Origin of the sequence: Streptomyces sp. NPDC126499 (genome assembly GCF_040302485.1) — a bacterium.
Lineage (GTDB): Bacteria > Actinomycetota > Actinomycetes > Streptomycetales > Streptomycetaceae > Streptomyces.
In genome coordinates this window covers 172232-193747 of the sequence record NZ_JBEOUO010000007.1, presented here as the reverse complement: position 1 = coordinate 193747, position 21516 = coordinate 172232, and the positions used below count along the sequence as shown (strand labels likewise).

General features: G+C 72.0%; 20 protein-coding genes, 1 tRNA gene and 1 pseudogene. 11 read left to right on the top strand and 11 right to left on the bottom strand.

The genetic code is table 11. From position 1 onward, the window contains the following. Window positions 1-85 precede the first annotated feature (85 nt). On the top strand, window positions 86-760 hold the full coding sequence (locus ABTZ91_RS12790; RefSeq protein WP_046910193.1) for a Crp/Fnr family transcriptional regulator: 675 nt from the start codon (window positions 86-88) through the stop codon (window positions 758-760). A 153-nt stretch (window positions 761-913) separates the two neighbouring features. Here ABTZ91_RS12790 and ABTZ91_RS12785 read toward each other — a convergent pair whose 3' ends face one another. From ABTZ91_RS12785 to ABTZ91_RS12765, 5 genes are all read right to left on the bottom strand, one after another. Next, window positions 914-1798: a prohibitin family protein gene (locus ABTZ91_RS12785; RefSeq protein WP_352077154.1), complete on the bottom strand. Its 885-nt coding sequence runs from the start codon at window positions 1796-1798 to the stop codon at window positions 914-916. A 125-nt stretch (window positions 1799-1923) separates the two neighbouring features. Beyond that, on the bottom strand, window positions 1924-2754 hold the full coding sequence (locus ABTZ91_RS12780) for an MBL fold metallo-hydrolase (RefSeq protein WP_352077153.1): 831 nt from the start codon (window positions 2752-2754) through the stop codon (window positions 1924-1926). After that, window positions 2751-3806, bottom strand: coding sequence for an NUDIX hydrolase (locus ABTZ91_RS12775; protein WP_352077152.1), 1056 nt, complete (start codon window positions 3804-3806; stop codon window positions 2751-2753). The genes ABTZ91_RS12780 and ABTZ91_RS12775 overlap by 4 nt, the downstream gene beginning before the upstream one ends. Before the next feature lie 130 nt (window positions 3807-3936). Beyond that, complete coding sequence (locus ABTZ91_RS12770; protein ID WP_352077151.1) at window positions 3937-4410, bottom strand: RidA family protein; 474 nt, start codon at window positions 4408-4410, stop codon at window positions 3937-3939. Further along, on the bottom strand, window positions 4407-4568 hold the full coding sequence (locus ABTZ91_RS12765) for a DUF4177 domain-containing protein (protein WP_005314434.1): 162 nt from the start codon (window positions 4566-4568) through the stop codon (window positions 4407-4409). Before ABTZ91_RS12765 ends, ABTZ91_RS12770 begins: the two co-directional genes overlap by 4 nt. Window positions 4569-4710: 142 nt before the next feature. Between ABTZ91_RS12765 and ABTZ91_RS12760 the strand changes: the two genes are divergently transcribed. After that, entirely contained in the window at window positions 4711-5673 is a 963-nt protein-coding gene (locus ABTZ91_RS12760) for an ArsA-related P-loop ATPase (RefSeq protein ID WP_352077150.1), read from the top strand. Between the two features lie 230 nt (window positions 5674-5903). Continuing rightward, entirely contained in the window at window positions 5904-7241 is a 1338-nt protein-coding gene (locus tag ABTZ91_RS12755) for an ArsA family ATPase (protein ID WP_352077149.1), read from the top strand. 98 nt (window positions 7242-7339) lie between these two features. Here ABTZ91_RS12755 and ABTZ91_RS12750 read toward each other — a convergent pair whose 3' ends face one another. Beyond that, the gene (locus tag ABTZ91_RS12750; RefSeq protein WP_207926774.1) at window positions 7340-7684 is read right to left on the bottom strand and encodes a WhiB family transcriptional regulator; all 345 of its coding nucleotides are present in this window, start codon (window positions 7682-7684) and stop codon (window positions 7340-7342) included. Between the two features lie 361 nt (window positions 7685-8045). On the opposite strand from ABTZ91_RS12750, the gene ABTZ91_RS12745 reads away from it, so the two are divergent. Then, window positions 8046-10289: a transglycosylase domain-containing protein gene (locus ABTZ91_RS12745; protein ID WP_352077148.1), complete on the top strand. Its 2244-nt coding sequence runs from the start codon at window positions 8046-8048 to the stop codon at window positions 10287-10289. Between the two features lie 267 nt (window positions 10290-10556). On the opposite strand, the gene ABTZ91_RS12740 is transcribed toward ABTZ91_RS12745, so the two are convergent. Then, complete coding sequence (locus tag ABTZ91_RS12740; protein ID WP_352077147.1) at window positions 10557-11021, bottom strand: GatB/YqeY domain-containing protein; 465 nt, start codon at window positions 11019-11021, stop codon at window positions 10557-10559. A gap of 73 nt (window positions 11022-11094) precedes the next feature. Between ABTZ91_RS12740 and ABTZ91_RS12735 the strand changes: the two genes are divergently transcribed. The 4 genes from ABTZ91_RS12735 (at window position 11095) to ABTZ91_RS12720 (ending at window position 14749) form a co-directional block, all read left to right on the top strand. Next, a complete protein-coding gene (locus tag ABTZ91_RS12735; protein ID WP_352077146.1) occupies window positions 11095-12033 on the top strand; it encodes a metallophosphoesterase in 939 nt (312 codons plus the stop codon). 191 nt (window positions 12034-12224) lie between these two features. Continuing rightward, window positions 12225-12298 (top strand) — tRNA-Pro (locus tag ABTZ91_RS12730). Between the two features lie 522 nt (window positions 12299-12820). Further along, entirely contained in the window at window positions 12821-13453 is a 633-nt protein-coding gene (locus ABTZ91_RS12725) for a restriction endonuclease (RefSeq protein WP_352077145.1), read from the top strand. 159 nt (window positions 13454-13612) lie between these two features. Then, window positions 13613-14749 (top strand): serine/threonine-protein kinase, encoded by a 1137-nt coding sequence (locus ABTZ91_RS12720; protein WP_352077144.1) that lies wholly within the window; start codon window positions 13613-13615, stop codon window positions 14747-14749. A 27-nt stretch (window positions 14750-14776) separates the two neighbouring features. Here the strand turns inward: ABTZ91_RS12720 and ABTZ91_RS12715 are convergent, their stop codons facing one another. Both ABTZ91_RS12715 and ABTZ91_RS12710 read right to left on the bottom strand, forming a co-directional pair. Next, window positions 14777-15058 (bottom strand): hypothetical protein, encoded by a 282-nt coding sequence (locus ABTZ91_RS12715; protein ID WP_352077143.1) that lies wholly within the window; start codon window positions 15056-15058, stop codon window positions 14777-14779. Window positions 15059-15318: 260 nt separating this feature from the next. Continuing rightward, complete coding sequence (locus ABTZ91_RS12710) at window positions 15319-16332, bottom strand: YdcF family protein (protein ID WP_352077142.1); 1014 nt, start codon at window positions 16330-16332, stop codon at window positions 15319-15321. A gap of 92 nt (window positions 16333-16424) precedes the next feature. Between ABTZ91_RS12710 and ABTZ91_RS12705 the strand changes: the two are divergent. From ABTZ91_RS12705 to ABTZ91_RS12695, 3 genes and pseudogenes are all read left to right on the top strand, one after another. Continuing rightward, a pseudogene (locus ABTZ91_RS12705) lies at window positions 16425-16487 on the top strand (DUF6191 domain-containing protein); the annotation flags it as partial. Window positions 16488-16616: 129 nt separating this feature from the next. Continuing rightward, window positions 16617-18578: a prolyl oligopeptidase family serine peptidase gene (locus ABTZ91_RS12700; RefSeq protein WP_352077284.1), complete on the top strand. Its 1962-nt coding sequence runs from the start codon at window positions 16617-16619 to the stop codon at window positions 18576-18578. A gap of 23 nt (window positions 18579-18601) precedes the next feature. Then, a complete protein-coding gene (locus tag ABTZ91_RS12695) occupies window positions 18602-19342 on the top strand; it encodes an SURF1 family protein (RefSeq protein ID WP_352077141.1) in 741 nt (246 codons plus the stop codon). A 198-nt stretch (window positions 19343-19540) separates the two neighbouring features. Here ABTZ91_RS12695 and ABTZ91_RS12690 read toward each other — a convergent pair whose 3' ends face one another. Next, on the bottom strand, window positions 19541-20890 hold the full coding sequence (locus tag ABTZ91_RS12690) for a hypothetical protein (RefSeq protein ID WP_352077140.1): 1350 nt from the start codon (window positions 20888-20890) through the stop codon (window positions 19541-19543). Then, window positions 20887-21474 (bottom strand): SigE family RNA polymerase sigma factor, encoded by a 588-nt coding sequence (locus tag ABTZ91_RS12685; RefSeq protein ID WP_407077951.1) that lies wholly within the window; start codon window positions 21472-21474, stop codon window positions 20887-20889. Before ABTZ91_RS12685 ends, ABTZ91_RS12690 begins: the two co-directional genes overlap by 4 nt. Window positions 21475-21516 lie beyond the last annotated feature (42 nt).

The window sequence follows — 21516 nt, the reverse complement described above, 5'->3', positions numbered from 1 at the left end:
TCGGGCCCCTGACGTACGGAAAGGCCGTCCGGTGAGTCAAACTTGTTGTGATTGATCGCACTGAGGTCGACATAGGAGAGAACTCGTGGACGACGTTCTGCGACGTGCCCCGCTGTTCGCGGCGCTCGACGACGAGCAGGCCGCTGAGCTGCGTGCCTCGATGAGTGAGGCGACGCTTGCCCGTGGCGACGCGCTGTTCCACGAGGGCGACCCGGGCGACCGGCTCTACGTGGTCACCGAGGGCAAGGTGAAGCTGCACCGGACCTCGCCCGACGGCCGCGAGAACATGCTGGCGGTCCTCGGCCCCGGCGAGCTGATCGGCGAGCTGTCCCTCTTCGACCCGGGCCCGCGCACCGCCACCGCGACCGCGCTGACCGAGGTCAAGCTGCTCGGCCTCGGCCACGGCGACCTCCAGCCCTGGCTGAACGCCCGCCCGGAGGTGGCCAGCGCCCTGCTGCGCGCCGTCGCCCGCCGCCTGCGCAAGACCAACGACCAGATGTCCGACCTGGTCTTCTCCGATGTTCCGGGCCGTGTCGCCCGCGCGCTCCTCGACCTGTCGCGCCGCTTCGGCGTGCAGTCGGAGGAGGGCATCCACGTGGTGCACGACCTCACCCAGGAGGAGCTGGCCCAGCTCGTCGGCGCCTCCCGCGAGACGGTCAACAAGGCGCTCGCCGACTTCGCCCAGCGCGGCTGGCTGCGCCTGGAGGCCCGCGCCGTGATCCTCCTGGACGTGGAGCGCCTCGCGAAGCGCTCGCGCTGAGCACCGCCTCGTAGTGAGGTCTGCTCCTGGCACCGCCTCGTAGCGCGGCCTCGCAGCGCCGCTTCTTAGCTCCGCCTCGTACGTACGAGAAGGGGGCCGCCCGGTTCGACCGGGCGGCCCCCTTCCGTATCGCCGCGTAGGGCTGCCGTCGGACTAGCGCTTCGTGCCGTCCACGATCAGCGGGTTCGAGCCGCCGCCACCACAGGGCACCGCGTAGACCGGGTTCTTCGCGGAGGCCTCCTTGTAGGCGTCGATGCACTGGTTCATCAGGACCTTGTCGGTCAGCGAGTCGTTGAGGATCTTGTTGGCGCGGGCGATGCCCTCGGCCTCGATCCGGCGGCGGTCGGACTCCGCCTTGGCCGTACGGGCGGCTTCCAGGGCCCGCTCGGTGGCCTGCTGCTGCTGGATCTTGCGGTCGATCTGGTCCTGCAGGGCCTCGGAGGGCTTCACGTTGCGCAGGTTGACGGTGGTGACGTCGATGCCGCGCGGGGCGAGGCGCTCCTTGATGAGGCCGGCGATCTCCGCGTTGATCTTCTCGCGGTCGGAGGCGTAGCCCTGCTCGCTCGTGTGGCGGGCGAAGACGTTGCGCACGATCTCACGGCTGTCGGGGTAGACGAGCCGCTGCTGGATGGCGTCCTCGCTGCCGGCCAGCTTGTAGAGCTCGACGGCCTTGGACGGCTGCACGGCCCACTTCACGGTGACCTCGGCGTACATCACACCGCCCTGGGACGAGCGGACCTCGACCACGTCCTTGTCGGAGAGGTTCAGGTCCACGGGTCGCGTGGAGAACGTCGTGACGTTGGTGAACGGCGACTTCAGGTGCATGCCGGAGGACATCGGCGTACCGACCTTGCCGAAGGCGACCGGCACGCCGACCTCGTACGCGCTGATCACGTACGTCATGCTCACGATCAGCGAGAACAGGCCGGCGAGCAGGGCGCCGACGGCGCCGAGCTTGAGACCGCGCGTGTCGTTCGCGCGGCCGACGAAGTAGAGCACCGCTGCCGCGATGACCAGCAGGATGGCTATGACGAACACGGGCTTCCCCCCGAGAGCTACGGCCAGATGTAAGCGGAGCGTAAGACACATCTCGGGGCAGGAAGGTTCCCGGGGCCCCCTCGGAGGCCCCGGCTCGTCGGAGGCCCCCGGCCTGCCGAACCGGCTCAGATCAGGCCGTGCTCCTTCAGGTAGTCCAGCTGCGCCCGCACCGAGAGCTCGGCGGCCGGCCACAGCGAGCGGTCCACGTCCGCGTACACGTGGGCCACGACCTCCGGCGCGGTCCGGTGGCCGTTCTCGACCGCCGTCTCCACCTGGGCGAGCCGGTTGGCGCGGTGCGCGAGGTAGAACTCCACGGCACCCTGCGCGTCCTCCAGGACCGGTCCGTGCCCCGGCAGGACCGTCCGCACGCCGTCGTCGAGGGTGAGCGAGCGCAGCCGCCGCAGCGAGTCCAGGTAGTCCCCGAGCCGTCCGTCCGGATGGGCCACGATCGTCGTGCCGCGCCCCAGGATGGTGTCCCCGGTCAGCACCGCCCGGTCGGCCGGCAGGTGGAAGGAGAGCGAGTCCGAGGTGTGCCCGGGTGTGGGGACGACCCGCAGTTCGAGCCCGCCGGTGGTGATCACGTCCCCCGCGGCGAGGCCCTCGTCGCCGAGCCGCAGCGCCGGATCGAGCGCCCGCACCTTGGTCCGGGTCAGCTCCGCGAAGCGCACCGCGCCCTCGGCGTGGTCCGGGTGGCCGTGGGTGAGCAGCGTGAGGCCGATCCGCTTGCCGAGCCGCTCGGCGGTCTCCACCACCCGCCGCAGATGACCTTCGTCGAGCGGGCCCGGGTCGATGACGACGGCGAGGTCGGAGTCCGGTTCGGCGACGATCCAGGTGTTGGTGCCGTCCAGGGTCATCGCGGACGGGTTCGGCGCCAGGACGTTGACGGTGCGGGCGGTCGCGGGCCCGGAGACCACGGCCCCGCACGGCTGCCCGGGGAGGGCGGCGGCGTCGCTCATGCGGCACCTCCGGGAGCGTCCGGGGTGGCGGGAGTGGCCGGGGTGGCCGGGGCGTCCGGGGTGGCCGGGGCGTCTGGGGTGGCCGAGGCGTCCGGGGTTGGGGGGGCGTCCGGGGTGGCCGGAGCGTCCGAGGTGGCCGAGGCGTCCGGGGTTGGCGGGGCGTCCGAGGTGGCCGGAACGTGCTTGGTGAACTCGTCGTGCCCGGGCCAGCTCAGGATCACCGCGTCACCGTCCAGGCGCGCCTCGGCCAGTACGGGGGTCATGTCCTGGTCCGCGGCGGCGGCCAGGGCCTCCTCGGCGCTGCGGAACCGCTGGAGCCCGCGCAGGGTCGAGATGGTCGGCGGCATCATCGTCAGCTCGCCGCGGTCGTAGCCGGCGGCCGCGTCCGCCGGGCGGATCCACACCGTACGGTCGGCCTCGGTGGAGGCGTTCCGGGTGCGCTGGCCGGCCGGGAGGGCCGCCACGAAGAACCAGGTGTCGTAGCGCCGCGGCTCGAACTCCGGGGTGATCCAGCGGGCCCAGGCGCCCAGCAGGTCCGAGCGCAGCACGAGGCCGCGCCGGTCGAGGAAGTCCGCGAAGGACAGCTCGCGGGCGACCAGCGCCTCCCGGTCCTTCTCCCAGTCGTCGCCGGTCGTGTCGCCGACGACCGTGTCCGCCGTCTCCCCGGCGAGCAGGACGCCCGCCTCCTCGTACGTCTCGCGCACGGCGGCGCACACGACGGCCTGCGCCTGCGCCGGGTCGGTGAGGCCGAGCCGGGCGGCCCACTCCTCGCGGGACGGGCCCGCCCAGCGCACCGGGTGTTCGTCACGGGGATCGACCCCGCCGCCCGGATAGGCGTAGGCGCCGCCCGCGAAGGCCATGGAGGCGCGGCGGCGCAGCATGTGGACGAGGGGGCCGCCGCCGTCTTCCGTCCCGTCGGAGCCGTCCTTCAGGAGGAGCACGGTGGCGGCCCGCTTGGGTGTCGCGGGGACCAGCTCGCCCGCGGCGAGGGCACGGATGCGGTCGGGCCACTCCGGTGGGTACCACTGACCATTCGACTGACCATTGGGCATGGCCGGATGCTATGCGCAAGCATGGAAATGCACGAGGGCCGGTTTTCCAGCCTGTGGAAAACCGGCCGTGTGCCGTGCTACGGGGTGCGATGTCGCGCTCTGTGGTTGCCTGCCCGCTGGTGTGCCTGGCTCAGGCTTCGAGTTCCACCTGGACCTCGAGCTCGACCGGCGCGTCGAGCGGGAGGACCGTGACGCCGACGGCGCTGCGGGCGTGCACGCCCTTGTCGCCGAGGACGGCGCCGAGCAGCTCGCTGGCGCCGTTGATGACGCCCGGCTGCCCGGTGAAGTCGGGGGCGGAGGCGACGAAGCCGACCACCTTCACGACCCGCTTGACGCGGTCCAGGTCACCGGCGATCGACTTCACGGCCGCCAGCGCGTTGAGCGCACAGGTCGCGGCGAGCTCCTTGGCCTCCTCGGCCGTCACCTCGCCACCGACCTTGCCGGTCACCGGCAGCTTGCCGGCCACCATCGGGAGCTGGCCCGAGGTGTACACGTACACGCCCGACCGCACCGCCGGCTGGTAGGCGGCGATCGGCGGCACGACCTCCGGCAGGGTCAGGCCCAGCTCGGCGAGCTTCGCCTCGACGGCCCCGGTCCCGCTCACGAGGACTTCTCCCGCTTCAGGTAGGCCACGAGCTGCTCGGGGTTGTTCGGCCCGGGCACGACCTGGACGAGCTCCCAGCCGTCCTCGCCCCAGGTGTCAAGAATCTGCTTCGTCGCGTGCACCAGCAGCGGCACAGTCGCGTACTCCCACTTGGTCATGAGGCGACTGTAGCCGCTGCCGGAGGGCGGTCCTCCGAGGCGTCCCCCGGGCAACCCCTAGGTGACGGCGGGGGCGCATTGGGGGGCGCGTCCGGGGCGACCCTCTGATTGGGCCGGGCTGCCAGTGGTTAGGCTCGAAGGCGTGAGCAGGCTCCAGGTCGTCAGCGGCAAGGGCGGTACCGGTAAGACGACGGTCGCCGCCGCACTCGCGCTCGCCCTCGCGACCGAGGGCAAGCGGACCCTCCTCGTCGAGGTCGAGGGCAGGCAGGGCATCGCGCAGCTCTTCGAGACGGAGGCGCTGCCGTACGAGGAGCGGAAGATTGCCGTCGCGCCGGGCGGCGGCGAGGTGTTCGCCCTCGCGATCGACGCCGAGCGCGCCCTCCTCGACTACCTCCAGATGTTCTACAAGCTGGGCAGCGCCGGCCGGGCGTTGAAGAAGCTCGGCGCGATCGACTTCGCGACGACGATAGCCCCGGGCGTCCGTGACGTGCTGCTGACCGGCAAGGCGTGCGAGGCGGTCCGCCGCCGCGAGAAGCACGGCGGCTTCACCTACGACTACGTGGTGATGGACGCGCCGCCGACCGGCCGGATCACCCGCTTCCTGAACGTCAACGACGAGGTGGCGGGCCTGGCGAGGATCGGTCCGATACATCATCAGGCCCAGGCGGTCATGCGCTTCCTGAAGTCCCCCGACACGGCCGTGCATCTGGTGACGCTGCTGGAGGAGATGCCGGTCCAGGAGACGGCGGACGGCATCGCCGAGCTGCGCGAGGCCGAACTGCCGGTCGGCCGCGCCATCGTGAACATGGTCCGCCCGCACGTTTTGGACGAGGCGGCGGTACGGGCCGCCTCCGGTGACCACCGGGAGGCCATCGCCGGGACGCTGGCGTCCGTCGGCATCAAGGGCGCCACGAAGCTGGTCGAGCCGCTGCTCGAACAGGCCGCGGAGCACGCCCAGCGGGTGGAGCTGGAGCGCGCCCAGCGGGAGGCGCTGAACGGCATCGGGGTGCCGACGTACGAGCTCCCCTTCCTGGGCGACGGGGCGGACATCGCCGGGCTGTACCGGCTGGCGAAGGAGCTGCGGAGGCAAGGGGTGGGCGCGTGACGGAGAAGACGGTGACCGGGCGGTCCGGGGCCGAGGGGACCGAGGCAGCCGGCGGAGTCCGGGGAGCCGAGGCCAGGGGAGCCGACCGAGCCCGGGGAGCCGGCGGGGTCCGGGGAGCCGGCGGGCCCCGGGGAGCCGGCGGGGTCCGGGGAGCCGGCGGGCCCCGGGGAGCCGGCGGGGTCCGGGGAGCCGGCGGGCCCCGGGGAGCCGCGGTGGACGGAACAGCCGAGATGAGCGGGACAACCGGGGAGGCCGGGGGCTCGAACGGGCTCGACACCGTGCCTGTCCTCGAGCTGGACCCGCTGATCGACGACCCCGCCACCCGGATCATCGTGTGCTGCGGCGCGGGCGGGGTCGGCAAGACGACGACCGCGGCGGCCCTCGGCGTACGGGCCGCGGAGCGCGGCCGTCGCGTCGTGGTCCTCACCATCGACCCGGCCCGCCGGCTCGCCCAGTCGATGGGCATCGACTCGCTGGACAACGTGCCGCGCAAGGTGGAGGGCATCAAGGGCTCCGACGGCGGGGAGCTGCACGCGATGATGCTCGACATGAAGCGGACCTTCGACGAGATCGTCGAGGCGCACGCGGACGCCGACCGGGCCCGGGCGATCCTGGAGAACCCGTTCTACCAGTCCCTGTCGGCCGGTTTCGCCGGCACGCAGGAGTACATGGCGATGGAGAAGCTGGGCCAGCTCCGGGCCAGGGACGAGTGGGACCTGATCGTGGTCGACACGCCGCCGTCCCGCTCGGCGCTGGACTTCCTGGACGCGCCGAAGCGGCTGGGGTCCTTCCTGGACGGCACCTTCATCAAGCTGCTCATGGCACCGGCGAAGGTGGGCGGCCGGGCCGGGATGAAGTTCCTCAATGTCGGCATGTCGATGATGACGGGGACGCTGGGGAAGCTGCTCGGGGGTCAGTTCCTGAAGGACGTGCAGACGTTCGTGGCGGCGATGGACACGATGTTCGGCGGCTTCCGGACCCGCGCGGACGCCACGTACAAGCTGCTCCAGGCGCCGGGGACGGCCTTCCTCGTGGTCGCCACACCGGAGCGGGACGCGCTGCGCGAGGCGGCGTACTTCGTGGAGCGGCTGGCCGCCGAGAAGATGCCGCTGGCCGGGCTCGTCCTCAACCGCGTCCACGACAGTGGAGCCGCCCGGCTGTCGGCCGAGCGGGCGCGGGCCGCCGCGGAAAATCTTGACGAGGGCCGCATTGTGGATCAGGGGGGCGGGAAGACTGCTGGACGTGGCTCCCGGGCCACCTCTCCCGAGCCGTCCGACTCCGCGGCGGAAGACGCCGCAGACCTCGCCACCGCCGCCGTACCCGCCGGGTCCGAGGCTGCCCCCACAGCCGAAACGGACACGGATGTCCAGCAACTGACCGCAGGACTGCTCCGCCTCCATGCCGAGCGGATGCAGGTGCTCGCTCGAGAACAGCGCACGCGCGACCGCTTCACCGCCCTCCACCCCGAGGTGGCGGTCGCGGAAGTGGCCGCCCTGCCCGGCGATGTGCACGACCTCGCGGGGCTGCGGGCGATCGGTGACCGTCTGACGCTCGGTCGCCTGCCGTGAGGGAGACGTCGCCGCGACACGCGTGACGGGCGACGTGACAGGCGCGAGCCGGGCGCACCCGGCCGACACCGACCGGCGTAGCGGGTGAGCCGACGCGTCTAGCCCGCCGCCGCGTACGTCTCGTACGTCGCGTCGTCGTCCATCGCCACGGGCAGCAGGCCCGCTCCGCGCTCGTACTCCGTGCGCGCGGTCTCCAGGAGCCGGCGCCACGAGGTGACGGTCGGCCGCCGGCGCAGCAGGGCGCGTCGCTCGCGCTCCGTCATGCCGCCCCACACGCCGAATTCCACGCGGTTGTCGAGGGCGTCGGCGAGGCATTCGGTCCGCACCGGGCATCCGGTGCACACCGCCTTCGCCCTGTTCTGCGCCGCGCCCTGCACGAAAAGTTCATCCGGATCGGTAGTGCGGCAGGCCGCCTGCGCACTCCAGTCAGCTACCCAGCCCATACCGGCGCCGTCCTCTCCCGAATCGAGGCTCCCCCACGGCGGTAGCGGCATATTCACCGCTGCCAGTTGGGACGTTACGGAAGGCGGGGACAGCGCAACACCCCCTTCGGGCCCAATCTTGGATGGCCCGAACGGACTATGCGTGCGCGGGAGATCACCCAGGGGAGTGACCCCAGGACATGACGACCATATCGGGCATGAGCCGAATTCGGGCATGAAGTCACCGCGCTTCGGGGACGCGGAAGTTCATGCCGACGTCACGCACGGGTCTTGATGCGGGACCACTCTGCTGTGACAGTTGGGAGCAGCTTAGGCCAAGGCATATACGCGTGTCCGGCGAATGAGAACGTAGGCTGCCCCCATGGCAAAGAAGCGCTCGGGCGGAGGTCTGACCGGGACCCAGCAGGCCGCCAAGTTCCTCGGGGTCAGTGTGCTCTCCGGAGCCGTGCTGGCGGGCATCGCCCTGCCCGCGGCCGGGGCGCTGGGGCTGGCGGCCAAGGGCACGGTCGAGGGGTTCGACGAAATCCCGTCCAACCTGAAGACGCCGCCGCTGAGTCAGCGCACCACGATCCTCGACTCCGAGGGCGGCCACATCGCCACCGTGTACTCGCGCGACCGGAAGGTCGTGCCGCTGGAGAAGATCTCCCCGTACATGCAGAAGGCGATCGTCGCGATCGAGGACTCGCGTTTCTACGAGCACGGCGCGGTCGACCTCAAGGGCGTGCTGCGCGCGATCAACCGCAACGCGCAGTCGGGCGGGGTCGCGCAGGGCGCGTCCACGCTCACCCAGCAGTACGTGAAGAACGTCTTCGTCGAGGAGGCCGGCGACGACCCCGAGAAGGTCGCCCAGGCCACCCAGCAGACCCTGGGCCGCAAGGTGCGCGAGCTGAAGTTCGCCATCCAGGTCGAGGAGGAGCTCGGCAAGAAGAAGATCCTGGAGAACTACCTCAACATCACGTTCTTCGGGCAGCAGGCCTACGGCATCGAGGCCGCCTCCCAGCGCTACTTCTCCAAGCCCGCCGCCGACCTCGGTCTGGAGGAGGCGGCGATGATGGCGGGCCTCGTCCAGTCGCCGAGCCGCTACGACCCGGTCAACGACATCCAGGAGGCCACCAAGCGCCGGAATGTCGTCCTCCAGCGCATGGCCGACGTCAAGGACATCAGCCAGGCGGAGGCGGACGCGGCGAAGGCCAAGCCGATCAAGCTGAAGGTGAAGTCGCCGAAGAACGGCTGCATCACCGCCGTGGACGGCGCCGGCTTCTTCTGCGACTACGTCCGCAAGACGATCCTCACCGACCCGGTCTTCGGCAAGACGGCCGAGGAGCGCCAGAAGCTGTGGAACCTGGGCGGCCTGACCATCCGGACCACCCTCGACCCGCGCGCCCAGGCCGCCGCCAACGAGGCCGCCGTCGCCAAGATCGACAAGGACGACAAGGTCGCCGCCGCGGTGGTCCAGGTCCAGCCCGGCTCCGGCAAGATCCTCTCGATGGGCCAGTCCCGCCCGTACGGCCTCGACCAGAAGCTGCACCAGACGACGCTGAACCTGTCCGTCGGCAAGAAGATGGGCGGCACGACGTACGGCTTCCAGGTCGGTTCGACGTTCAAGCCGATCACGGCCGCGGCGGCGCTGGAGAAGGGACTGAGCCCGGCGCAGTCCTTCACCACCGGCTACAAGATCTCCGTCCCCATGAGCTCCTACCGCACCTGCGCGGGCGGCCCGGCCGGCTCCGGCAACTGGGACCTGTCCAACGAGGTCGAGTCCGAGACCGGCACCTGGGACATGACCAGCGCGCTCGGCAAGTCCATCAACACGTACTTCGCGCAGCTGGAGCAGATGACCGGCCTGTGCGAGACGGTGACGATGGCCCAGAAGATGGGCTACGAGCGGGAGCTCGGCAAGAAGCTGAAGGAACTCCCCTCCATCACCCTCGGCGGCCAGGAGTCCACCCCGCTGGACATGGCGGCCGTCTACGCGACCTTCGCCAACCGCGGCACGTACTGCACCCCCGTCGCCATCGAGTCGATCACGACGGCGGGCGGCCAGAAGCTGCCGGTCCCGCAGACCGAGTGCTCGCGGGCCATGAGCGAGCGGACCGCCGACATGGTCAACCAGATGCTCAAGGGCGTCGTCGAGGACGGCACGGGTACGAAGGCCGGTCTGAGCGACCGCGACAACGCGGGCAAGACGGGTACCACCAACGACCGCAAGGACGCCTGGTTCGTCGGCTACACGCCGAACCTGTCCACGGCGGTGTGGGTCGGTGACGACGTCGGCGAGAAGCAGTCGATGTACGACATCACCATCGGCGGCCAGTACTACGACAAGGTCTGCGGTGGCTGCCTCCCCGGCCCGATCTGGAAGATCGCGATGACCGGGGCGCTCAACGCCTCCGAGACCCCCTCCTTCGTCCCGGTGAGCGTGCCGCGCGGTGCGGCGCCCGCGGACAAGGAGAAGGACAAGCGCCCGGGCGCCGACAACAAGCCGGGCGACCGGCAGCCGGGCACCACGCTCCCGGGCGGGATCGTGATCCCGCCGGACCTGATCGGCGGGACGAACGGCCGCGGGGGCGGCCGTGGCGGCGGCGGAGGCGGCGGGAACGACTGACGCCGGTCTCCCGCGCGGAGCTCGTACGGACGAAGGCGCCCCACCCGGTCTCGGGTGGGGCGCCTTCGTCGCTATGTCAGGTGCGCCGCAGGTCCGGGGACGCCGCCCGGGGACACCCCACACGGGCGAGTCCGAGAGGGGACGCGGACGGGACGCGTACGGGCCACGGACGGGGAGCGCGCCGCACGGGCGGCGTCGGCCCCTGGGGGCGCACCCCGTTCGACGGGGCCGAGGGTCGGGCCGCGGAGGTGCCGGCGAACCGGTGGGTCAGCCCGCGAGGAGCTTCTTCACGGCGGCGGCGACCCGGCCGCCCTCCGCCTGACCGGCCACCTTCGGGTTGACGATCTTCATGACGGCGCCCATGGCCCGCGGCCCTTCCGCCCCGGCGGCCCTGGCCTCCTCGACGGCGGCGGCGACGATGCCCTCGAGCTCCTCGTCGGTCAGCTGCTTCGGCAGGTACGCGTCGAGGATCTCGCCCTCCGCGCGCTCGCGCTCGGCCTGCTCGGTGCGACCGCCCTGGGCGAAGGCGTCCGCGGCCTCGCGGCGCTTCTTCGCCTCCTTGGCGATCACCTTCTGCACCTCGTCGTCGGAGAGCTCGCGCTTGGTCTTGCCCGCGACCTCCTCCTTCGTGATGGCGGCGATGGTCAGCCGCAGGGTCGAGGAGCGCAGCTCGTCGCGCTCCTTGATCGCGGCGTTGAGGTCGTCCTGAAGCTTGGCCTTGAGCGTGGTCATGGGCTCAAGTGTGTCAGTGCCGGGCCCGTACCGCCCGCACATTTCCTCGGCCGGGGTCTGCGACGATAGGGCGATGCGCGCACGGTACGGGATCCCCCTGAAGATCACGGCAGGCCTCACCGCGACGGCGGCGGCCGGACTCGTCTACGCGGCGGGCTTCGAAGCCCGCTCGTTCCGACTGCGCCGGGTGACCGTCCCGGTGCTTCCCCGGGGCATGCGTGACCTGCGGGTCCTCCAGGTCTCCGACATCCACATGGTGAGCGGCCAGCGCAAGAAGCGCGCCTGGCTCCAGTCCCTCGCCGGGCTCCGCCCCGACTTCGTGGTCAACACCGGCGACAACCTCTCCGACACGGAGGCCGTCCCCGAGGTGCTGGACGCGCTGGGGCCGCTGATGGAGTTCCCGGGCGTATACGTCTTCGGCTCCAACGACTACTACGGGCCGCGACTGCGCAACCCCGCCCGCTACCTGATGGAGAAGGTGCAGGGCCGGCACGGCCTGAACGGCAACCCGCCGGTGGTCGGCGCCGTCCACAACCCGTGGGAGGGCATGCGGGACGCCTTCGACGCGGCGGGCTGGGTGAACCTGACCAACGCCCGTGGCCGCCTGAAGCTGCCCGACCTGGACCTCGCCTTCACCGGCGTCGACGACCCGCACATCAAGCGGGACCGTTACGAGCGGGTCGCCGGCGGCCCCGACCCGGACGCCGACTTCACCATGGGCGTGGTCCACGCGCCGTACCTGCGCGCCCTCGACGCGTTCACGGAGGACGGCTACGACCTGATCCTGGCCGGTCACACCCACGGCGGGCAGCTGTGCATCCCCTTCTACGGGGCCCTGGTCACCAACTGCGACCTGGACACCGACCGCGTGAAGGGCCTCTCCACCCACACGGCGGCCGGCCACACCTCGTACCTGCACGTCTCCGCCGGCTGCGGCACCAACCGCTACACCCCGGTCCGCTTCGCCTGCCCCCCGGAGGCGACCCTCCTCACTCTCACGGCCCGGACCTGAGCCGCCGCCCGGCCGGCGGCGGACACGTACCTGGGCCCCGGCTTCCCGACCCCCGGCCTCGCCCTCGCCCTCGCCACCGTGGACCGCTTCCGACCTGCGGTGGGACGCCGCGAAAACCGGATTTCGTCTCTGGGCGCGGGTGGGCTAAAGTAATCGATGTCGCCGCGACGTGAAGAGCAGAGCAGCGACATCGGGGTGTAGCGCAGCTTGGCAGCGCGCTTCGTTCGGGACGAAGAGGTCGTGGGTTCAAATCCCGCCACCCCGACAGCCGTAAGACCAGGTCAGGGGCCTGATCCGAGACATCGGATCAGGCCCCTGAGTGGTTTCCGAAGACCTCTTGGGAGCCATGCGGGAGCCGAGGGGGAGCCGGCGCCCGCCCCTCGGGCGCCGCGCTGCAGCATCGTCCGGTAACCCTGGAAGGCTGCGACCCCGGGCTGTCGCCTGGGGCTGTCAGACCGGTGATGCATTCTGAGGCGGTCACCAACCTGGGGGAGGAATCGTGCCCGGCGTCCCTGCCACATTCCTGTCGGGGGGTCCGCGACCCGCTCAGACGCGCCGGCCGCCTGCCGAGGACCGCGGACCGTTCTGCACCACGTGCGTACTGTGCGAGGAGTCACTCGTACCGGGTCGCCAGAGGTTCTTCACGGTCGGCGCGGAAAACGGCTGGCCACTGGCCTGGCACACCCCGACCGAAAGCACGACGTGCGTTGCGGGAGTCAACCCCACTCCCGTCACGCTCGCCGCCCTCAAACCGGGCGACCACATCATGGGGCCGGGGGGCCTCCCCATGTTCGTCCACGAGTGCAGGCGGATCCGTAAGTCGAATCAGCCGCCGTACTACCGTCTTCGCACCGGCAGTTCCGCGCCGGTGTACCTTCACCGCGCGCACTTCTTCCTCGTCCCCGGCCCCGACGAGCTGGCCCGTCTGAAGGAGCAAGCACGCGCGAATCGGGTGGACCTGCTGCCCGACGACGGGTTCCTCTTTCCCACGTACGACTCGCTGCGCATCGGCCCGGCGACGATCGACCGCCTCAAGCCGGACCAGTTCGAGCAGTTCGTAGCCGAGCTGCTGGAACGATCGGAATGCTCGATCACCCGACGTGGGGGCCGAGCCAACGACATGGCCGCCGACATCCTCGCCACCGATCGCGACGGGGTCTACATCGCGGTCCAGTGCAAGCACACCCGAACCGGGCGGAACGTTGGTGCTGCGACCATGTACGAAGTGAACGGCACCGCCGCTCCCGAGCACGGGGCGAGAGTGGCGCTCGTGGTGACGAACGGCGGTTTCACCAAGTCGGCGCTGTCCTTCGCGGACAGGCACGAGATCCGGACCGTGGCACGAGACGACCTGGTGAAGTGGGCCGACGGGTCGCTCACTCTGGCCGAGATCCTTGGTGAGGTGCCTGCCGGCCCCTGAAACCTCTGACGGAGTCGTACGGGAGAGTCGAGCGCTGCCTCCCACTGGTCCGTAGCATTCCGGCCCGCCGCAAGGACCCTTCAAAAACCGCTCTACGATGAGGCGTCCAAGGGAAGGGTGGGTCTTCAGGTGCTGGTCGCGGACCGATATCGGCTCCAAGTGTGCGTCGGGCGTGGCGGCATGGGCGAGGTGTGGCGGGCGACCGACGAAGTGCTCGGGCGGGACGTCGCCGTGAAGCTGATGCTGGGTCAGGACCACGACCCCTCGGCGGCCGACCGGTTCCGGATGGAGGCGCAGACCGCGGCGCGGCTCAGCCATCCCCATGTGGTCGGCGTCTTCGACTTCGGTACGTGGGACGGAAAACTGTTCCTCGTCATGGAACTGGTGGACGGCGACAGCCTGGCCGGTGACCGGGCGAGACCCACGGTGCTGTCCGCCGAGCAGGTCGCGACGGTGGCCGCGCACGCGGCGGCCGGGCTCGCCGCGGCCCACAAGCAGGGCGTGGTGCACCGGGACATCAAGCCCGGCAACCTCCTGATGGACGCCGACGGCACGGTGAAGCTGGCCGACTTCGGCATCGCGCGCTTCGTCGACGACCCCTCGGCCGGGCTCACCACCACCGGGCAGATCGTGGGCACCGGGCTCTACCTCGCGCCCGAGCGGGCGCTCGGACGGCCCGCATCGCCCGCGTCCGACGTGTACTCGCTCGGCTGCGTCCTCTACCAACTGCTGACGGGCCAGCCTCCGTTCCGCGCCGACACCGCCACGGCGCTGCTGTACCAGCACATCGACACCCCGCCGACGCCGCCGCGGCAGCTCGGGGTGCCGATACCGGCCGCGTTCGAGGGATTCCTGCTGACGCTGCTCGCCAAGCAGCCCGAGCAGCGCCCCGGTGCACAGGCCATCGCCGACTGGTTCGCGTCCGGGGCCTGGCGCGACCGTCCGATGCCGCTGCCCCAGGCCGTACCGCAGACGGCACCGCACACGGCACCCCACACGGTGCCGCACGCGCCGCACACGGCACCCCAGATGGTTCCCCAGGCGCCGCCGCGGCCGGCGCCGCACACCGCTGCCCACGCCGCGCCCTCCGGTATCCCCCACGGGATCCCGCAGCAGCGCGGGGCCGTACCCATGGCGCCGCCCGCGCCCTCGGCTGCGCGGGTCCGGCGGGCTCAGGCGCCCGCCGAGAATCCGCTGGCCGCGATCTCACGGCGCCGGCCCCGCAGGACCGCCGCCGTCGCCGGAGCCGTCGCCTTCGTCGTCTTCCTGCTGATCGGGATGGCCTGGCTCAGCTGACCGCCCCGGCCAGGGGCGCGTCCGGCCTCAGTAGGCACGAGGGGCCATCACATGACCCTCCTGGTCCTCGGGACCGAGCAGCAGACAGCGCGGCATGCCCGGGCCCGGGGTCGCGCGGACGGCCACGGGGGTCGGCGGTTCCGTCGGCAGCTCGACGTGGACGGTGACCGGGCGGTCGGCGTGGGTCGTGGCATAGCCCGTCTCCTTGCCGTCGACGAGGACCTCGACCACCGGTTTGTGACCGGTCTGGACGGTGGCGCTGACCGAGTGGCCCCGGTAGTCGATGTGGAAGTGGTGTCGTGCTCTCATGACGTCGCCTCCGGGCCCTCGGGCCGCCGCGCCTCCGCACGCTCCCGCATGCCGTCTCCGCCCACGCATCCGCACATGGCGTCCCCTTCAGCCTAGGACGCCGGGAGGTGTCCGACACGCGGGATGACGCCGGGGCCGGCCGGCCGTCCCTCGGGGCCGGGCCGGTGCGGAGCGGTCCCGCCGAGCCGGCCGGGTGGCTCCGAGCCGCCCCGGTCCCGCCGAGCCGCCCCGGTCCCTCCGCCGCGGTCCCTCCGCCGCCGTCACGCCATGACGTACGCGAGGCAGCCCATCAGGACCAGGCCCAGGCAGATGCCCAGGTTCACCGCCCGGTACTCGAGGAAGATCGCGGCGAACTCGCGGATGGTCGCGCTCGGCCAGAAGTACGCGGCGGTCGGCGAGCCCACCACCTGGCCGTTCACGCCCGCCTTCCGCGCCATCAGGGCGGCCCGGAAGGCGTGGAAGTTGTTGGTGACGATCACGCACTCCGCTCCGGGCCGCTCCGCCTCCATGAGGGCCTTGCTGAAGAGCATGTTCTCCTCTGTGGTCCGCGAGCGGTCCTCACGCACGATCCGGTCGGCCGGAAAACCGCGTTCCACCAGGTAGTCGGCCATGGCGTGCGACTCGGCCAGCTCCTCGTCGGGACCGCGGCCACCGGAGGTGACGAGCACCGGGGTCCGGTCCACCTCCCGGCGCTTCGCCAGCGTCTCGTACACCTGGCGGCCCCGCTCCAGACGGCTCGCGAGCAGCGGCGGTACGTGGCGGCCGCCTATCAGGCCGGAGCCGAGGACGACGACGTAGTCGGCGTCGCGGCGGATGCGCATGCGGCCGTAGAGGAAGGCGTAGCCGATGAAGCAGAGGAAGAGGAAGGAGACGTAGCCGAGGACCATCAGCAGGGTGCCGACGACGATGACGAACGTCTTCGAGTGGGAGACGACGGCGGCGGCCATCAGGGCCATGACGCCGAAGATGCCGAGTCCGGCGAGCAGCGAGAGCAGGTTGGCGGGGCGGCTGCCTTCCTTGCGGACCATCTGGACGCCGTTGGCGCACAGCAGCCCGGCGAGCGCGACCGGGCCGAGGGCGAGCACGAGCAGCACGACGACCATGACCGTGACGGCGACGCCGGGCGGGGCGTCCCGCAGGCCGGCGAGCAGGCCGAGGCAGAGGAAGGTGACGGCCAGGCCGAGGTAGACCGCGTTGCTGAAGCGCCGCCGGTCGCGCAGCACACCGGCCCCGAACAGGGCGAGGAAGACGGCGGCCACGACGTAGGCGATCATGTCGTCATCGTAGACACCGCATCCGACAACCAGGCCTGCTGCGACGGGAGATGGCCGAGGCGTGACGTGCCGAGGCGGGGGGCTCCCTCGTGATGCGCGACGACGAGAAGGACGGAGCCCCGCCGCACCGCTCGACGGTGGATCTGGCGAGCGGGCGCGCCGTGATCAGGCTGAACGGCTCGGAGCGCCGCGCCCGACCGCTTGATCGAGGACATCGGCGGGAGTTATCCACAGGTTGGTCGCACGCCGAACACTTTGTCGGTCGCGCGGAGCATGATGGCTCCATGACTGAGAGCAACGACGCCAGGTCGACCGAGGACAGGTCGACCGACGACAGGCTGGCCGAGGACAGGTCGACCGAGGACAGGCCGGCCGACGGCAAGTCGACCGATGACAGCAGGACGGACAGCGGCTCGGCGTTCGAGGGGTTCGCGGACGCGCCGCTCTGGGAGCAGCGGTTCCGCGCGCCGCGGGTCTCGCTGCCGGAGTGGGCGGAGGAGGCACCGGACCGTTCGCTGTTCGTGTCGAACGCGACGGGGACGTACGAGCTGTACGCATGGGACCGGGCGACCGGCCGGCAGCGGCAGGTCACCGACCGGCCGAACGGGACGACGGACGGCACGCTGAGCCCGGACGGCCGGTGGATCTGGTGGTTCAAGGACAGCGACGGCGACGAGTTCGGGGTGTGGATGCGCCAGCCGTTCGACGGCGGCGCGGACGAGCCCGCCGTGCCGGGGCTCGAGCCGTCCTATCCCGCGGGCCTCGCCATCGGCCGGGACGGCACGGTCGTCGTGGGCCGCTCGACCGACGAGGACGGGTCGACGGTGCATCTGCTGCGGCCGGGCGCCGAGGCACCGGTGGAGATCTACCGGCACCGGCAGTCGGCCGGGGTCGGCGACCTGTCGTACGACTCCAGCCTGATCGCCGTCGAGCACACGGAACACGGCGACGCGATGCACTCGGCGATCCGGGTCCTGCGCGCGGCGGACGCGTCGGTGGTGGCCGAGCTGGACGACACCAAGGGCGGTACGGAGGAGCTGGGCCTGAGCGTCCTCGGCTTCGCCCCGGTGGCCGGGGAGACGCTGCTGCTCGTGGGGCACCAGCGGCGCGGCCGCTGGGAACCGATGCTGTGGGACGTGGCCACGGGCACGGAGACCGATCTGCGGCTCGACCTGCCGGGTGACGTGTCGGCCGAGTGGTATCCGGACGGCTCGGGGCTGCTGATCGTGCACAGCTTCGAGGCCCGCAGCGAGCTGTGGCGGTACGAGATCGCCACCGGCGCCCTGGTCCGGGTGGAGACCCCGGCCGGGTCGGTGTCGAGCGCGACGGCCCGCCCCGACGGCTCCGTGGAGTATCTGTGGTCCTCGGCCGCCCACCCGCCGGTGGTGCGGTCCACGGACGGCTCGGTCGTGCTCGACCCTCCCGGCCCCAAGGCGCCCCCGTCGGTGCCGGTGGAGGACGTGTGGGTGGAGGGGCCGGGAGGCCGGGTGCACGCCCTGGTGCAGCGCCCGGCCGAGGGCGAGGGCCCGTTCCCGACGGTCTTCGAGGTGCACGGCGGCCCGGCGTGGCACGACAGCGACGCCTTCGCCTCCGGCCCCGCCGCCTGGGTCGACCACGGCTACGCGGTGGTGCGGGTGAACTACCGCGGCTCCACCGGCTACGGCCGGGAGTGGACGGACGCGCTCAAGCACCGGGTCGGCCTGATCGAGCTGGAGGACATCGCCGCGGTCCGCGAGTGGGCGGTGGACAGCGGCCTCGCCGACCCCGAGCGGCTGGTCCTGGCCGGCGGCTCCTGGGGCGGCTATCTCACCCTGCTCGGCCTCGGCACCCAGCCGGACGCCTGGGCGGTCGGCCTCGCCGCGGTGCCCGTCGCCGACTACGTGACGGCGTACGAGGACGAGATGGAGGCGCTGAAGGCTCTGGACCGCACCCTCCTCGGCGGCTCGCCGGATGAGGTGCCGGAGCGGTTCGCCGCCTCCTCGCCGCTGACGTACGTGGACGCGGTGAAGGCACCGGTGCACATCTCGGCCGGCGTCAACGACCCGCGCTGCCCGATCCGGCAGATCGACAACTACGTCGACCGGCTGGCCGCCCGCGGCGCGGTGCACGAGGTGTACCGGTACGACGCGGGGCACGGCTCGCTCGTGGTCGACGAGCGGATCAAGCAGGTCGCCCTCGACCTGGACTTCGCGGCCCGTCACCTGGGGACGCCGGCGCCGCAGGGGACCCGGAAGGAGGTGGACTGAGCGGTCTTGCGTACCGTGGGAGCGTGTACCGGTTCCTGAGAACGCCCCGCTGGTGGGGGATCAACGTCTTCGTCCTCCTCGCCATCCCGTTCTGCCTGTTCATGGGGACCTGGCAGATGGGCAAGTTCGAGGACCGCGTCGACTCCCACCGGGAGGCGGAGCAGCGGCCCGATCCGTCGACCCGGTCGGCCGAGGCGCTGGACGCGTTGCTTCCGGTGGACAAGGAGACCTCCGGCCGGATCGCGCGGGCCAGCGGGCGGTACGGGGAGCAGTTCCTGGTCCCGGGCCGTGAGCTGGACGGCCGCTCCGGCTCGTACGTGCTGACGCTCCTGAGGACGGACGGCGGCAAGGCGCTGCCCGTGGTCCGCGGCTGGCTGCCGTCGGGCGGCAAGGCTCCGGCCCCGCCGTCCGGAGAGGTCACCGTGACGGGTGCGCTCCAGGCCTCGGAGAACGCGGGCACGAAAGGGGTCCACGCGGCGGGCGGCCTGCCCGAGGGTCAGCTCGGCATGATCAGCGCGGCGTCCCTGGTGAACGTGGTGTCGTACGACGTCTACGACGCCTGGGTCACCCTCACGGACTCCCCCGCCGGGCTCACCCCGGTTCCGGCGGCGGCCGCCGCGGGCACCGGTCTGGACGTGAAGGCGTTCCAGAACCTGGGCTACACGGCCGAGTGGTTCGTCTTCGCCGGCTTCGTGGTCTTCATGTGGTTCCGGCTGCTCCGCCGCGAGGTGGAGGCATCCCGGGACGCCGCCCTCGGGCTGTAGAGACGCCACCCTCGGGCTGTAAAGGCGCAGAGGCGTAGAGCTTGCAGAGGCGGTAGGCCGCGGGGCGCACGGGGCCCTACCCATGGCTCGCGGGAGGTCTCCCGCTCGGAAGCGTCCAGGCCCCCCGGTGGGGCGCTCAGGAGGCGTCAGGGCCCCGGTCGGGCCCTCCAAGAGACGTCCAGGACCCCGGCCCGGCGCTCAGGAGGCGTCCAGGACCCCGGTCCGGTAGATGGTGCCGGCGCACGCGTGGGGGATGGTGGCCGCCGCGACCGGGGCGCCCGGGTCGGCGGTGTGGGTCACCTCGACGCTGCCGTCCGCCGGGGTGCCGTCCGTGCCGAGCTGGGGGGAGACGTTGCCGTCGGGGCTCGTGCCCGTCGAGCCGGTGGCGCCGCCGCTCGAGGACGAGCCGCCGTCCGGGGTCGGGGTCGGGGTCGGCGTCGGGTTGGGGCCCGTGGTGGGGCAGGTCTCGCTGGGCACCCAGGCGAAGCGCACCTCGTAGGCGTTGGCCGGGGTGAGCAGCAGCGAGGTCGACTCCTGCGAGGGGTCGGGCAGACCGCTCGCGGCGTCGCCGGAGGTGTGCTCGACGACCGTGATCTTCGACTGGTCGGCCGCGCCCCGCGCCTCGAAGCCGACCAGGCCGTCGCCGACCAGACAGTCGCGGCCGGAGACGTTGGCGATGCGGAAGGTGCCGTACACCTTCCCCGTGGAGTCGGGGGGGCCGGTCTCGACGGAGCTGACGGCCAGTTGGTCGGCCGCGCAGGCCGGCCGCTCGTCCGAGGAGCCGGACGGGGCGGTGCTGCCGCCGTCGGCGCCGCCGCCGGGGCCCTCCGCCGACGCGGTGGGCTTTCCGGCGCCCTCCGCCTCGCCCTCACTGGGCTCGGGGGTGCCGGACGGCGGGACTGCGCTCTTCTGGCCGCCCTCGATGCCGGTCTCGGTGCCGGTGCCGCCCTGGGCCTGCTCGCCGTGCCCGGCGTTGACCGGCTGGTCGGCGGAGATCCCCCCGGACGAGGCCACGTGCACCAGGGCCGGCACGGCGGTGCCGACGAGGACGATCGCGGCGGCCATGCCGACCACGGCCTGCCGCTTGCGAGCGCGGCGGGCGGGCACGGCGCGACGGAGGTGGTCGAGCGCGCCCTCGGAGGGCTCGAGACCGGCCACCGCGCCCTGGAGCAGCCGCCGCAGCGCCAGCTCGTCGGGCATGCCGTTCTCCGGCGCTTCGCCCGGCGCTTCGTTCACCATCCCGCGTCCACTCAGGTCGTCCTGGTCGTCGCCGCGCCGATCACCCTGATCGTCCCGGCCGTGCTCGTCGTGGTCGTCGCGCCCCTGGGGCTTGCGCAGATCGTGCGGCTCCTGAAGCTCGTGGGGCTCCTGAGGCTCCTGGAGCTCGTGGGGATCCTGCGGCTCCTGGGCCCCCCGGGCCTCCTGCGGCTCCCGCGCCCCCTCGCCCCCCTGGATCTCCCGCGGCCCGGCGTGCTCCCCCCGCTCACCGCGCCCGCCCAGCGGCCCGCTCATCGGCCCGTCCGGCGGTCCGCCCATCGGCCCGCTCATGACGCGGCCTCCATGGCTATGCGGAGCGCCGCGATGCCGCGCGAGCCGTACGCCTTGACCGAGCCCAGCGAGATTCCGAGGGTCTCGGCGACCTGTGCCTCCGTCATGTCCGCGAAGTATCGCAGCACCAGGACCTCGCGCTGCCGCCGCTGGAGTCCGCGCATGGCCTTGATGAGCGCGTCCCGCTCCAGCTGGTCGTAGGCGCCCTCCTCCGCACTCGCCATGTCGGGCATGGGCTTGGAGAGCAGCTTGAGGCCGAGGATGCGCCGGCGCAGCGCGGAGCGCGAGAGGTTGACGACGGTCTGCCGCAGATAGGCCAGCGTCTTCTCGGGGTCGCGCACCCGGTTGCGCGCCGAGTGCACGCGGATGAAGGCCTCCTGCACGACGTCCTCGCAGGAGGCCGTGTCGTCGAGGAGGAGCGCGGCGAGGCCGAGCAGCGAGCGGTAGTGGGCGCGGTAGGTCTCGGTGAGGTGGTCGACGGTGGTACCGGCAGCCATCGTGTCGTCAGCGCCCTCGCGGGGCGCCGGAATGCCGCTCACGGCGGCCGGGCGGGTCCTGATCGGCATGGGCGCGATCACCGGCATGCCGCTGACCGGGCGCGGCCGCCGGAGCGGGCGCACCGCGGT